The 13,876-nt window shown below is 63.6% G+C and carries 12 protein-coding genes and 1 tRNA gene; 7 read left to right on the forward strand and 6 right to left on the reverse strand.

The genetic code is table 11. From position 1 onward, the window contains the following. Positions 1 to 729: 729 nt before the first annotated feature. From AC5Y49_RS22625 to AC5Y49_RS22645, 5 genes are all read right to left on the reverse strand, one after another. Positions 730 to 1,068: a DUF732 domain-containing protein gene (locus tag AC5Y49_RS22625; protein WP_499891453.1), complete on the reverse strand. Its 339-nt coding sequence runs from the start codon at positions 1,066 to 1,068 to the stop codon at positions 730 to 732. A gap of 75 nt (positions 1,069 to 1,143) precedes the next feature. Beyond that, a complete protein-coding gene (locus AC5Y49_RS22630) occupies positions 1,144 to 3,366 on the reverse strand; it encodes a serine/threonine-protein kinase (RefSeq protein ID WP_499891458.1) in 2,223 nt (740 codons plus the stop codon). 176 nt (positions 3,367 to 3,542) lie between these two features. Next, positions 3,543 to 4,526, reverse strand: a complete 984-nt coding sequence (locus AC5Y49_RS22635; RefSeq protein WP_499891461.1) for a DUF6602 domain-containing protein — start codon at positions 4,524 to 4,526, stop codon at positions 3,543 to 3,545. Between the two features lie 338 nt (positions 4,527 to 4,864). After that, a complete protein-coding gene (locus AC5Y49_RS22640) occupies positions 4,865 to 5,047 on the reverse strand; it encodes a hypothetical protein (RefSeq protein ID WP_499891463.1) in 183 nt (60 codons plus the stop codon). Between the two features lie 155 nt (positions 5,048 to 5,202). After that, positions 5,203 to 5,553: a DUF732 domain-containing protein gene (locus AC5Y49_RS22645; protein ID WP_499891465.1), complete on the reverse strand. Its 351-nt coding sequence runs from the start codon at positions 5,551 to 5,553 to the stop codon at positions 5,203 to 5,205. Positions 5,554 to 6,085: 532 nt separating this feature from the next. On the opposite strand from AC5Y49_RS22645, the gene AC5Y49_RS22650 reads away from it, so the two are divergent. Continuing rightward, the gene (locus AC5Y49_RS22650; protein ID WP_499891466.1) at positions 6,086 to 6,394 is read left to right on the forward strand and encodes a hypothetical protein; all 309 of its coding nucleotides are present in this window, start codon (positions 6,086 to 6,088) and stop codon (positions 6,392 to 6,394) included. Between the two features lie 449 nt (positions 6,395 to 6,843). Continuing rightward, the gene (locus tag AC5Y49_RS22655) at positions 6,844 to 7,143 is read left to right on the forward strand and encodes a hypothetical protein (protein ID WP_499891468.1); all 300 of its coding nucleotides are present in this window, start codon (positions 6,844 to 6,846) and stop codon (positions 7,141 to 7,143) included. A gap of 100 nt (positions 7,144 to 7,243) precedes the next feature. On the opposite strand, the gene AC5Y49_RS22660 is transcribed toward AC5Y49_RS22655, so the two are convergent. Continuing rightward, positions 7,244 to 7,316 (reverse strand) — tRNA-Arg (locus tag AC5Y49_RS22660). A gap of 113 nt (positions 7,317 to 7,429) precedes the next feature. On the opposite strand from AC5Y49_RS22660, the gene argS reads away from it, so the two are divergent. The 5 genes from argS (at position 7,430) to thrB (ending at position 13,850) form a co-directional block, all read left to right on the forward strand. Beyond that, the gene (gene argS / locus AC5Y49_RS22665) at positions 7,430 to 9,082 is read left to right on the forward strand and encodes an arginine--tRNA ligase (protein WP_499891470.1); all 1,653 of its coding nucleotides are present in this window, start codon (positions 7,430 to 7,432) and stop codon (positions 9,080 to 9,082) included. Between the two features lie 80 nt (positions 9,083 to 9,162). Next, positions 9,163 to 10,509: a diaminopimelate decarboxylase gene (gene lysA / locus AC5Y49_RS22670; protein ID WP_499891506.1), complete on the forward strand. Its 1,347-nt coding sequence runs from the start codon at positions 9,163 to 9,165 to the stop codon at positions 10,507 to 10,509. Then, complete coding sequence (locus tag AC5Y49_RS22675; RefSeq protein WP_499891474.1) at positions 10,496 to 11,821, forward strand: homoserine dehydrogenase; 1,326 nt, start codon at positions 10,496 to 10,498, stop codon at positions 11,819 to 11,821. Before lysA ends, AC5Y49_RS22675 begins: the two co-directional genes overlap by 14 nt. Beyond that, positions 11,818 to 12,909 (forward strand): threonine synthase, encoded by a 1,092-nt coding sequence (thrC, locus tag AC5Y49_RS22680; protein WP_499891476.1) that lies wholly within the window; start codon positions 11,818 to 11,820, stop codon positions 12,907 to 12,909. Before AC5Y49_RS22675 ends, thrC begins: the two co-directional genes overlap by 4 nt. Beyond that, positions 12,906 to 13,850: a homoserine kinase gene (gene thrB / locus AC5Y49_RS22685; RefSeq protein WP_499891478.1), complete on the forward strand. Its 945-nt coding sequence runs from the start codon at positions 12,906 to 12,908 to the stop codon at positions 13,848 to 13,850. The genes thrC and thrB overlap by 4 nt, the downstream gene beginning before the upstream one ends. Positions 13,851 to 13,876: the final 26 nt, after the last annotated feature.

Genomic DNA, 13,876 nt, shown 5'->3' on the forward strand with positions numbered 1-13,876 from the left:
CCAAGCCGGAACAGACTTGCACCGACGCCCGCCAGGACCAACGACACCAGCCCGGCCAGCAGGAGGCGCGTTGGCATCACCGCGACTAATTGGGCGTCTGTTCGTGGGGCTACTAGCGTAACCGTCGCCACGACAGCCCAAAAGACGCCACCGACAGCCGCGCCCATATATGTGCCTAGTCGCCAACGAATGCCGCTCACTTGCCCACCGGAACATGGATAGAGGAAGTGACCGAGCCAAGTTCGACTGAGGGATAAGGGATAACGATAGGCGGTGCGGGGCGCGCAACCGGCGGTAGATGCCCACCCGGTACCGACGACTCGATTCCCGGCACATGGACTCCTGGCGGTGGTGTCACAGGAGGCAGTCCAGCCGGCGGCAGAATAACGGTATCGGGAAACTCTGTCATCAATGGCGTGCCCATCTCCTGTTTAAACGGCAGTCCCACCAAAGGCCCTTGCGGGCCGATGTTCTGCGGCATCACCTTGCCCAGCTCTGTTGTGTGCGAACCATTGTCGTTGTAGATCTCAATCGCTGGGAAGTCCGAAACGTGCCCGCCCACAATCGGCCCGCCCTCAGTCGGCTTAACTAGGTCTATTCTGAGCGGCTGTTCGGCCTGTCAGGCGTGACGGCGCAACGCATCATCGAATACTACAGAAAGGCTTAACGGCGATGACGGCGAAACATCCCGCCTGTTCAATGCCGAGCGGTCCGCTTCAGAAGGTCTCCCTATTGTGGGGGTGAGTATTGCGGGCAGTACGCTCTGGTTGCGTCGAGCATCAACTGCGATATGTCATGTGGCGAAAACCCCTGCGCCACAAGGTCGTTGTTGAGCTTGAGCAGCGCCGCCCCGCGCGGACTCATACCTATTCCAACACCGCCCTGGCTATAGGCATCACAGGTTTGGCGGCCATCGGCAATCAATTGATCCGGCGGCCCTTTGACCCCGTGCGATGACAGAAGTGCCAGGTAGTTGTCGTCAGGGCTGTCCGCGTATGACGTCGCTGTCGGCAGCGGTGCCACGGCAATCATGGTAGCAATTGCCGCAACAGTTCTCGTGATCTTCACTTCTTCTCTCTCCTCTCCGAACCCGCCTCTGCCGGTTGGCTAACCACTGCTCGCTTGTCCCGGGGATGGGCCGATTCAATGAGGGCCTTCAGTGGCTGACGCAGGCGGGATCACGAACAAAGCTGGATCGGCCAGAACGACACCTGAGGGCACATCGCCCACCCGCGTCGCCACAATCGGCACACGGTACACCGTTCCCTGGGTGTCGCATTCGTTCGTTAGAACGGTTTCGGTCTGAACGCCTCGTAGCGTGCTGTCAGGCTGCGGTCCCAATGACCAACTAAACGTCGCGTTGTAGGTGCCTGCCCCCGTCTTTCCAGGACACTCTCTCGGCCACCAAAGATACGGCGTGTCCTGCCAGTGACCATCGGCGAAGCGGAGCACCTTCGTATCGGCACCGCTAGCCTTTTCTTGGTTTCCGTGGGCCAGTTCGGCACCGGTGGCAACGCATCCAGAGGATGTGCACAGCGAACGAAATGCCCACCACTCGATGTCCACAGTAGCGGGGCCTGCTACTGCGGCGCCGTTAGCCATCGCCCTTGGTAAATCGATGTCCACGCGGTAGCTGCCGTCAAGTACAGGACCCTCAACGGAGGGGGCTAGGGTGCTGGTCGCCGGGGCGGTAACGACCGCTGGATCGGCCACCGTGACACCGGGGGGCACATCCCCTGTCCGCGTCGCCACGAACGGGATCTGATACACCTCTCCTTGACCGCTGCATTCACTGGTTAAACGGGTGATGCTTTCAACACCTCGGAGCGTGCCGTTGGGCTGTGGCTCCAGGGACTGCACCTTTGAGTCGGTTTCTGCGCCTACGCCGATTATCCCGTCGGCTCCTAGACACCGATTAAGATGCGATTGGATATGGTGAGGCGTTCCCTGCCAGTGACCGTCGGCGAAATGGAACTCGGTCGTGACAACTGGTGTGGCCGCGGCTTGGTGATTGGTCGAGTCCAGTTCGGTCCCAACGGCAAAGCATCCGCTGGATGTGCAGAGCGAACGGAAAGCCCACCAACTGGTGTTATCGGTGCTATCGGTGCCGGGCGCCGACTGGGGAACCGGCGCGCCGTTGAAAGTTCGCTTTGTGAAGTCGTAGACGAGGCGGTACGTGCCGTCGAGCATGGCAGCGGGCCGGGAGGAGGTTGTGTTGTGCTTCGGCTGATGTATGTAGCCGAAGACGCCTACGGCGGTGAGCACAACCACCGCTATCGCCGTGCCGAGGAGAAGCCGGTTTCGCCTGGGGCGCTTTTGCTGCGGTGGCGCGGCCGGTCCGGTGCCCGTTGGTGGGCTACCCGTCGGCGGGGGCGACCTAGTGGCCGTCGATTCGGATATCGCGCTCTGCTCGGCTGACCGCGCAGCTTCACCGCGCGGTCGCCGCACCGCGACGTGCGTATCAGACCCGGTGGTTGAGGTAGCGATGGTGATATCCACCTCGGTGGGGCAGTCACTTTCCACGCAGACAGCGGCCCGCTCACTGAGCTTGGCGGCGAAGTCGCGGCACCGGTCGAACCGGTCAGCGGGGTCTTTGGCCAACGCCCTCGACAACACCACATCAAGCTCCGCGAAATCTGGGCGCCGGCTGCGGAGTTTCGGCGGTGGTGCGTTGAGGTGTTGGCTGATGACGGCCACGGGGTTGGAGTGCTGATACGGCGGCGAACCGGATAGCAGATGAAACGCCGTGACCGCCAACGCATACTGGTCAGCGCGTCCGTCGAGGTCTTGACCCATCAACTGTTCTGGCGCAGCGTAGGCGACCGTCCCGACGGTGAAATTGGTCGCGGTCAGTCCGCTGACGTCAGCCACTGGCCGCGCAATACCGAAATCAGCCAACATGATCCGCCGCCTATCGTCCTCAGGCTCGGTGAGTAAGATGTTGGCGGGCTTGACATCGCGGTGCAACAGGCCCCGATTGTGCGCATAGTCGAGTGCATCAGCGACAGCGGTGACGATGGCGCATACTTCGTGTGCTGGCATCCGGGCCGGGTACCGGTCTTTCATCAACTGCGCGGCATCGGTGCCCTCGACATAGTCCATCGCGATCCAAAGTTGGCCATCGAATTCGCCGCGATCGTGCACGCCGACGATATTTGGGTGCCACAGTGCGGCGGCGAGGTCGGCTTCACGGCGGAACCTTTCTTGGAATTCGCCGTGCGCAGTTATCTCGCGGGGAAGGATCTTCAAAGCGTCTCGACGCGGCAGCCGGGGGTGCTGGGCAAGGTAGACCTCGCCCATCCCCCCAGAACCCAGGAGCCGCACTACGGTGTATCCGGCAAACGTCGTGCCGCTCGCCAACGGCATGGGCGGATACTACCGCCGCCATTGCCGTTGCAAATTGGTTTCTAGCGAGCCGGTCCTACCAGATGTAGACAACCGTGGACGGCCCGAAAGTCCTAGCCCGGCGCGGGCGGTTCGGTGCTCTACGGGCCAGCTAGTGCTGAAATTCCGCAGCCCCCGCATCGTGCGCCCATACCGGGTTAGCCCTCCGCCCTGGCCGTGCGCTTTGTGGCTGTGCCCTTTTTGGTCGCCCTCTGACTCCGCGTCCGCCTGCGCACCATGGACACATCGACTTTCACGGGCGGCAGGTCTGCCTCCGTATAGGGTTCTAGCCCTTCGGCAGCTTGACGCTGGTTCACCATGTACATCATCTGGCGGCGTGGCGGAAAGTAGTACTGACCCACGACCGAATGCGCCCGCACGATGCGCGGCATCGCCATGTGCAACCAGCCCAACATTAGGGCCAGCGGTGCATCAGCTTCCATGCCGAGCCATCCCTTGATCGAGGTGTCGCCGCTCAACTGAAATGCCGGTCCTCGGCCAGATCTCTGGTTCAACGCGACCCATTTGCCCAAGATGCAAACAGCGTCGAGCGGGTGCTGCGGTGAATCGTTAAGAAAGCCCTTGCCGTCAGGCACCGGTACCAGCGGCACATCTAGCAACTTATTCAACAAGGTATTCATGCCCATTCGGGATTCGTGTGCGATTACGAAAAATGGTGGCAAAGCGGCGGTTTCGACGGTGTATTCGGAAAAGTTCATAATGCGATCATGTTTGCCGATCATCTGACGCAGCCGCTTGTATCTCGTTGCCTTGTCCATGCAGTCCTGAAGTTCGCGTGGCGTCAGGTTCGATTTGACCTCGCCGACCGCCGACACGCCCTCGATGGCATATTCACCTGTTCCCGAAGGGAACGTGAATGGTTGCTCGCCGTTGGCGATGATGATGTCGGTCTGCCCGGTTTCGTCGCCAAAGGAGTCGTAGACGATGCCTTCCCCGATGGCGAGGTTCGGCGGAAGGCGGTCGCGGAGAACCTTGCGCGTGGCAACCTCGACCTTGCCGCCCTTGATACCAGCATGATCGGCTTCGTCTCGCGCTCGCTCCAAGGCGGTTGAAAGCTCTTTATCCACCCCCCTCAGAACGCGTTCGAACCGTGGGGTGATGACTACGGGCTTTTCTGCCATGCATCCGACGCTAGAGAGCAACTATGACAGCCGACGCTCATATCAGTCGGCGTGTCGTGGGTGGCCCTACTGTTGAGCCATGCCTCCTGCAGTCGGCGAGCTGGTCCGCTGCACCGATGGCCGATGGCGGTCCGACCACCGACCCATTGCCTGCGCGGCCACCCGCTCACACCAGGTGCGGTGCTGGTCGGTTACGCGCCGTGCTCCTGCGGCGGGCACACCACCTGGACATGCGAGTGCGGTGCCGTGGTCTACGGTCCAGCGTTGGCCGCTGAGTGAGTGGTGCTGCACGGTCCTGTTCCGGTGCGGTGGGCGTTACGTTTCGTCAAGCGCGCAATTCAGCCGCTCGGTTTTTCCTGCTGCGGCTTTCTCTGAGCTTCTTGGTACTTTCGAAGTGCTTCCCGCACTTGGGCTTTCAATTGGTCTTTGGACTTGCCTTGCGTGCTCAGCATGAGGATCGGGCGCTTCCCCGACCCGGCGGTGTTCGCGATAGCCCAGTCGGTGGCGTTGTGGTCGGACATGGTGCCAATGCTACGCCTCGGTTGGAGATAACCACAGGTCAGACGGTTATGCGCGGGTGTGCGGTGCTGTCGTCTACGGGCCAGCGCTGGCCGGGTGCGGCCGGATCGTGCGCGGCTCCGCAGCGGCGCGGTAAGGCGTTGTGCGTGGCCGAAGGTCATTGTTGCAAATCCTGCTCTGCCTGTCGCGTAACGTCAGGTTCGTACTGCGGGCACAGATCATGCGCGGCGATGGCTATAAATTCCCCAGCTTGCGACGGCGAAATATCCGCTTCGCTCACCAGCATCCATCCAATCTCATTGAACGTCACACCCTCTCCAAGTCGCACGCATACCAGTTCGCCAGCCGTGATCACTGCCGCGTCACCCTGCGACCCAGTGAGGCCCGCCGCGTCAGTGTCGTTAAGGAACTGATCGGTGGCTGGGTCGGCGAGCGCAGCCGGTGCCGCCAAACCAATCGCGGCCGTCGCGCTCACTGCTGCGGTGAGTGTTGCAACACGGAGAAACATGTGCCTCCGACCTCCTCGTCGGATAGCATCGCCCGACTAGTGGGAGCGTATGCCTCTGCCAGCTTGATCACTGGGTTATTGCCCGGTGCTGCGCGGTCCCGCTGCGGTGCGGTGAGCGTTGCGCTCGTCTAATAGCCGGTTCACCGGAGCGAACGACTGGCGGCGCTCCGGTTTGTTCGCGGCACGTCGGGCGAATCGCAACCAGTAGCCGCAGTTCTGGCGACCCTCGTGATTCGCCTCTCCGCGTTCAAGTCAGCTACGCCAAGGCTTCGGTATCCACCCGGGGCCGCATCAACGACCGATTTGCAAGGTAGGAAGCGACGGAGCCCGACCACTACAGTGGATGGCAGGTACGCAAGGCGGCTAAGTCGCGAAAGCGGCCGGTGGTGCAACACCGGCCGCCTTGACTCCCTATCAGGTTGGTTAACGAGTAGAGGAGCTGTCTCCAATGATAGACGAAGTGGATAGGCCGCCGCAGCCGGAGGGGCCGAGACCCAGGGCGGGGCGGGGTCAGATGATTTGGGTGGCCTTGATGAGTTTGGTGTTCATCGGTGTGCCTCTGTACATGGCGATCGCCAACAGCAGTGCAGGGGCCGTCACGCGGTTGTTGTGGTCGGCGGGCGCGTACGTCCTCAACATCGCCGTTCAATTTGGCAAGGCATATCCGAGCGATGCAAGGACCAAGGCGTTGGCCTACCTGGAAGTGGTTGGCGTCGTTTTGCTCACCGCCGGCGGCAGTTGGATGCTCATTCACTACACCGGCCTTGCTGGCGCGTTGATCGCAGGGGTCAGCGGCTTTCTGATCGTGTGCGGGACGATTAAGCAGATTTCTCGTCGCTAGTTCTTATTGCGACCCCGCACACATTCAGCCCACCGTGGTCGACCGAGATTCGGTGGGCTTTTTCATGCTTGGGCGGTGGTCACATCCGCAAAAACTTGCCATCTAGTTGCCCCAGCCGATGTAGTGGACGCACCGCCTGGCGCTGCCAGTGTGAGGCGGTCGTCTCTGCGCCACCATCGGCCGCAGCGATGCGATAGGCGTTGAGTTTCGTGTAACAGCCGGTTCACCCGAGCGAACGATGGCAGCGCTCCGGTTTGTTCGGCGGCATGCCTGGCGCAGATCGGCCAGCAGCCTAAGCTGCGCATCGATGGTTTCCACGTACCGCATGGCCGAAAGCCTGGGCGCTGCGGTCATCGCCGCGCAATTGACCCGCTACTCAGCGTTTGCGCACAGCGCCAGGAATCGTTGAATCTGTCGTGCAACTGATCCGATGGCGCGATGATGAACGCATGAGTGACACAGAAGGCTGGCTGTGCTTTTTGGTTCTGGTCGGCATGGCGGCAAGTGCGGCGCTATGGGGGTATTGGCGGACCAAACGAACTATGGGTTACCTGTACGCCACGTACGCCGCCACCGTGCTGTGGATCGGTGCGTTGCTGGTGTCCCTGGCACTTCTCGGCGACTGGCGGTATGCAGTCACGCTCGGTGCCGTGCTGGTTGGCGTAATAACCTTCGCATTCGTCCGCGACAGGCGGTGGGTAGATCGCCGGTCACCGGCCAACCGGCAAACCGGAAACAGCACCATCTGATGCCAGAATGTGACGGCAAACACTCGGAAGCTAGGGTGCGGCTGGGGTGCAGCGTGGCCGGTAACACGTAAAAACCACCTCTGACCTGCGACGACGGAAGTGCCCCCGGCAGGATTCGAACCTGCGGCCTTCTGCTCCGGAGGCAGACGCTCTATCCCCTGAGCTACGGGGGCGCACGCGTGACATGCTGCGCCGTGGGGCTCCGACAGACTAACTCATCAAAGCGGCTGACCGACGACCGGAGCGATTCGGGGCCCAGGCACCCCAGCCAATAGGATGGACCCTCGTGACCCCCGCCGACCTGGCCCAGTTGCTCAAGGCCACCGCTACCGCGGTGCTGGCCGAGCACGGGCTCGATGCTGCCGCATTGCCGGACGCAGTGACGGTTGAGCGGCCCCGCAACCCCGAGCACGGCGACTACGCCAGCAACCTCGCGCTGCAACTCGCCAAGAAGGTCGGCGCCAACCCTCGCGAGCTCGCCGGCTGGCTTGCCGAGGCGCTCAAGCAACAAGACGGCATCGCCTCAGCTGAGGTGGCCGGACCGGGCTTCATCAACCTGCGCCTGGACGCCTCGGCGCAGGGGGTGATCGTCAACAACGTCATCGACGCCGGCCACACCTACGGCCACTCCGACACCCAGGCCACCCACAAGGTCAACCTGGAGTTCGTCTCGGCCAACCCCACCGGACCCATCCACATCGGGGGCACCCGCTGGGCCGCCGTCGGCGACGCCCTGGGCCGGTTGCTGACAACCCAGGGCGCCCACGTCACCCGTGAGTACTACTTCAACGACCACGGCGCACAGATCGACCGGTTCACCAACTCGCTGATCGCCGCCGCCAAGGGGGAGCCGACGCCCGAGGACGGCTACGCGGGCAGCTACATCAGCGACATCGCCGCCCAGGTGCTTGAAAAAGCTCCTGAGGCGCTCAGCCAACCAGAAGCCCAGCAACACGAAACATTCCGGGCAATCGGCGTCGACTTGATGTTCACCCACATCAAGGAGTCGCTGCACGACTTCGGCACCGATTTCGACGTCTACACCCACGAAGAGTCGATGCACACCAGCGGCCGGGTCGAGCACGCCATCGCCCGGCTGCGGGAAAACGGCAACATCTACGAGAAGGACGGCGCAACATGGTTGCGCACCAGCGCATTTGGTGACGACAAGGACCGTGTCGTCATCAAAAGCGACGGTCGACCCGCCTACATCGCCGGTGATCTAGCCTACTACTTGGACAAGCGCGAACGCGGTTTCGACTTGTGCATCTACATGCTCGGCGCCGACCACCACGGCTACATCTCCCGGCTGAAGGCCGCCGCGGCCGCGTTCGGCGACGACCCGGCCACCGTCGAGGTGCTCATCGGCCAGATGGTCAACCTGGTCCGCGACGGCCAGCCGGTGAAGATGAGCAAGCGGGCCGGCACCGTGATCACCCTCGACGACCTCGTGGAGGCCATCGGCGTCGACGCCGCCCGCTACAGCCTGATCCGGTCCTCAGTGGATACCCCGATCGACATCGACCTGGCATTGTGGTCGTCGGCATCCAACGAAAACCCGGTCTACTACGTGCAGTACGCACATGCCCGGCTCTCCGCATTGGCCCGCAACGCCGCCGAACTCGGGCTGATTCCCGACACCAGTCACCTGGAGTTGCTCACCCACGACAAGGAGGGCACGCTCATCCGCGGGCTGGGTGAATTCCCCCGGGTACTGAAAACCGCGGCGTCGCTGCGGGAACCGCACCGGGTGTGCCGCTACCTGGAAGACCTCGCCGGGGACTACCACCGCTTCTACGACTCGTGCCGGGTGTTGCCGCAGGGCGACGAGGAACCCAACCAATTGCACGCCGCCCGCCTGGCGCTCTGCCAGGCCACCCGCCAGGTCATCGCCAACGGTTTGGCGATCCTGGGTGTCAGCGCTCCGGAGCGAATGTGAACGCGCATCCCGCCGGCCCGCGGCATGCCGAAGAGAGTCATCACGCCAGCGCTCCACCGCGGCCGCAGACCGCGCAGGAGATGCTGCAGCTGGCACCGAATGTATGGCCGCGCAACGTGGCTCGCGGCGACGACGGCGTGGTCAGTCTCGCTGGGACGAAAGTGACCGAGCTGGCGCGCGAGTACGGCACGCCGCTGTTCATCATCGACGAAGACGACTTCCGTTCGCGCTGCCGAGAGATCGCGGCAGCATTCGGCGGCGGGGCCAACGTGCACTACGCGGCGAAAGCGTTCCTGTCGAGCGAGATCGTCCGCTGGGTCGACCAGGAAGGTCTCTCACTTGACGTAGCCACTGGCGGCGAGCTTGCCGTGGCGCTGCACGCCGGGTTCCCCGCTGAGCGGATCGCCCTGCACGGCAACAACAAATCGGTGGCCGAGTTGACCGCGGCGGTCAAGGCCGGAATTGGTCATGTCGTGCTGGACTCGATGACCGAGATCGAACGTCTCGACGTGATCGCGGGTGAGGCCGGCGTCGTTCAGGACGTCCTGGTCCGGGTCACCGTCGGCGTGGAGGCGCACACCCACGAATTCATCTCCACGGCACACGAGGACCAGAAGTTCGGGCTCTCGCTGGCCAACGGCGCGGCGATGGCCGCGGTGCGCCGGGTCTTTGCCGCCGATCACCTCAGGCTGGTCGGCCTGCACAGTCACATCGGCTCACAGATCTTTGATGTCGGCGGGTTCGAGCTGGCCGCGCACCGCGTCATCGGGCTGCTGCGCGACGTGGTGGCTGAGTTCGGCGTCGAGAAGACCGCGCAGATGTCCATCGTCGATCTTGGTGGTGGACTGGGTATCTCGTATCTCCCGCCCGACGATCCGCCACCGATACACGATCTGGCCGCCAAGCTCAGCACGATTGTGGAGAACGAATCAGCGGCGGTGGGCTTGCCCGCACCGCGGCTGATCGTCGAACCCGGGCGTGCCATCGCCGGGCCGGGGACCATCACCCTCTACGAGGTCGGCACCGTCAAGAACGTCGATGTGAGCGCAACTGTGCACCGCTGTTACGTCAGCGTCGACGGCGGCATGAGCGACAACATCCGCACTGCGCTCTACGGGGCGGAGTACGACGTTCGGCTGGTCTCTCGCGCCAGCGACGCCCCGCCGACGCTGGCCCGCGTTGTCGGAAAGCATTGTGAGAGTGGCGATATCGTCGTCCGCGATACCTGGGTGCCGGCCGACCTACAGCCGGGTGACCTGGTGGCCGTCGCAGCGACCGGCGCGTACTGCTATTCGCTGTCGAGTCGCTACAACCTGATTGCCCGTCCCGCGGTCGTCGCGGTGCGTGACGGGCAGGCTCGGCTAATTCTGCGCCGAGAGACGGTCGACGATCTACTGTGTCTGGAGGTGAGTCGTGAGCGGAGTTGAAACGCCAGTCGGGGTAGCGGTACTGGGACTGGGCAATGTCGGCAGCGAAGTCGTCCGGATCATCGAAGACAGTGCTGACGACCTCGCGGCCCGGATCGGCGCGCCGCTGGTACTGCGCGGTATCGGTGTGCGACGGGTCGCCGCCGACCGGGGTGTTCCTGTCGAGTTGCTCACCGACAACGTCGAAGAACTGGTCTCGCGTGAAGATGTCGACATCGTCATCGAACTGATGGGACCGGTCGAACCGGCCCGCAAGGCGATCCTGTCGGCGCTCGAACGCGGCAAGTCCGTGGTCACCGCCAACAAGGCCCTGCTCTCGACCTCCACCGGGGAGCTCGCGCAGGCAGCCGAAAGCGCCAACGTGGATCTCTATTTCGAGGCGGCTGTGGCCGGTGCGATCCCCGTCATCCGCCCGCTGACCCAGTCGCTGGCCGGTGACACGGTGCAACGGGTGGCCGGCATCGTCAACGGCACCACCAACTACATCCTCTCCGAGATGGATTCGACCGGTGCCGACTACGCGAGTGCACTGGCCGACGCGAGCGGGCTGGGTTATGCCGAGGCCGACCCCACCGCCGACGTCGAAGGCTACGACGCCGCCGCCAAAGCCGCCATCTTGGCGTCGATCGCGTTCCACACCCGGGTTACCGCCGATGACGTCTACCGCGAAGGCATCACCAAGATCACCCCCGACGACTTCGCGGCTGCACGGGCCCTGGGCTGCACTATCAAGCTGTTGTCGATCTGTGAACGCATTACCCGCGCCGGCGAAAAGCAACGGGTTTCAGCACGGGTGTATCCAGCGCTGGTGCCATTCGAGCATCCGCTGGCCACCGTCAACGGCGCATTCAACGCCGTGGTCGTCGAGGCCGAAGCCGCCGGCAGACTGATGTTCTACGGTCAGGGCGCCGGCGGGACGCCCACGGCGTCGGCGGTGACCGGCGACTTGGTGATGGCCGCCCGCAACCGGGTAATGCGCAGCCGCGGCCCGCGCGAGTCCCGATATGCCCAGCTGCCGATCGCCCCGATGGGCCTCATCTTGACTCGCTATTACGTCAGGATGAACGTCACCGACGAACCGGGCGTACTGTCTTCGGTCGCAGCTGAGTTCGCCAAACGCGAAGTCAGTATCGCCGAGGTCCGCCAGGAAGGGGTCGTCGACGACGACGGCCAGCGGGTCGGAGCACGCGTCGTGGTCGTCACCCACTGGGCCAACGACAGCGCATTGTCGGAAACTGTCGCCGCGCTGGCCGATTTGGATGCGGTTCAGGCCGTGGCCAGCGTGCTGCGACTGGAAGGAACCAGCTCATGAGTCCCACGAGCACCGCCAAAACCGGCACGCACCAGCCCTGGCCGGGCGTGATCGCCGCCTACCGCGACCGGTTGCCGGTCGGCGATGACTGGACGCCGGTCACGTTGCTCGAGGGCGGCACCCCGTTGATCCACGCAACCAGACTCTCCGAGCAGACCGGCTGCACAGTGCATTTGAAGGTCGAGGGCCTCAACCCGACCGGTTCGTTCAAAGACCGCGGCATGACGATGGCGGTTACCGATGCGGTGGCCCGCGGTCAGCAGGCCGTGCTGTGCGCGTCGACTGGCAACACCTCGGCCTCGGCGGCGGCATACGCGGCGCGCGCGGGCATCACCTGTGCGGTGTTGATACCGCAGGGCAAAATCGCGATGGGCAAGCTGGCTCAGGCGGTTATGCACGGCGCCAAGATCATTCAAATCGACGGCAACTTCGACGACTGTCTGGAGCTTGCCCGCAAGATGGCGGCCGACTTCCCGACGATCTCGTTGGTCAACTCCGTCAACCCGGTACGCATCGAAGGACAGAAAACGGCCGCCTTCGAGATCGTCGATGCGTTGGGCAGCGCGCCGGACGTCCACGCGCTTCCAGTCGGCAACGCCGGCAACATCACCGCATATTGGAAGGGCTACAACGAATACCACCGGCACGGGATCATCGATAGACTGCCGCGAATGTTGGGCACCCAGGCGGCCGGCGCCGCGCCGCTGGTGTCGGGGAAACCGGTGCGCCACCCCGAAACCATCGCAACTGCGATCCGGATCGGCTCGCCTGCGTCGTGGTCCTCGGCCGTCGAGGCGCAGCAACAATCCAACGGACGCTTCCTGGCCGCCACCGACGACGAGATTCTCGCTGCCTACCACTTGGTGGCGCGCGCTGAAGGAGTCTTCGTCGAACCCGCATCCGCTGCCAGCGTCGCCGGTCTGCTCAAATCCATCGAGGACGGCTGGGTGCCGCGTGGATCGACGGTGGTATGTACCGTGACCGGCAATGGCCTCAAGGATCCGGACACCGCGCTGAAGGACATGCCGAGCGTTTCGGCCGTGCCGGTGGATCCGGTAGCGGTCGTCGCGAAGTTGGGACTGGCATGACCCAAATGCTGCCGGCCGGGCTGCTGGCGAGCGCTACCGTTGCGGCGTCCAGCGCCAATCTTGGCCCGGGCTTCGACAGCATCGGCTTGGCGCTGAGTGTCTATGACGAAATCATCGTAGAGACAACAGATTCCGGCGTGCAGGTTGAGGTTGAGGGCCAGGATGCCGATCAGCTTCCACGGGACGCGCGTCACCTGGTGGTTCGAGCCATCCGGTGCGGACTGCGGGCGGCGGGCGTCAGTGCGCCCGGCTTGGTGGTGCGATGCCGCAACGTCATTCCGCACTCTCGTGGTCTCGGTTCATCAGCGGCGGCCGTGGTCGGCGGCCTGGCGTCGGTTAACGGCCTTCTGGCGCAAGCGGATTCGACGCCCTTGAGTCAGACCCAACTCATTCAGCTGGCGTCGGAATTCGAAGGCCACCCCGATAACGCCGCGGCCTCCGTACTGGGTGGCGCAGTGGTGTCGTGGATCGACCGCAGCTGCAACCCGCCGGGATACGCGGCGGTACGGCTGCGACTTCATCCCGACATCCACTTGTTTCCCGCGATTCCCGAAGATCGCTCCTCCACCGCCGAGACGCGGATGCTGCTTCCCACCCAGGTCAGCCACGATGACGCCCGTTTCAATATCAGCCGCGCAGCACTGTTGGTGGTCGCGCTCACCGAGCGGCCCGATCTGCTGATGATGGCCACTGAGGATGTGCTGCACCAGCCGCAGCGCGCCCCCGCGATGTCGACCTCTGCGGAATATCTTCGGCTGTTGCGACGTTGTGGCATTGCAGCTGTGCTTTCCGGTGCCGGACCTGCGGTGATCGCGTTGAGTACGGAGCCAGAGTTGCCCGCTGAGGCCGTCGAGTACGGCCTCGTAAATGGGTTCGCTGTCAGCGAGATGAGCGTCGGCGACGGAGTTCGCTGGAGCGCCGGCGTTGCCGCCTCCAATTGACCCCAACAGGCCAGGGCGGGGGTTTC

The organism is Mycobacterium sp. NGS62 (genome assembly GCF_059812285.1).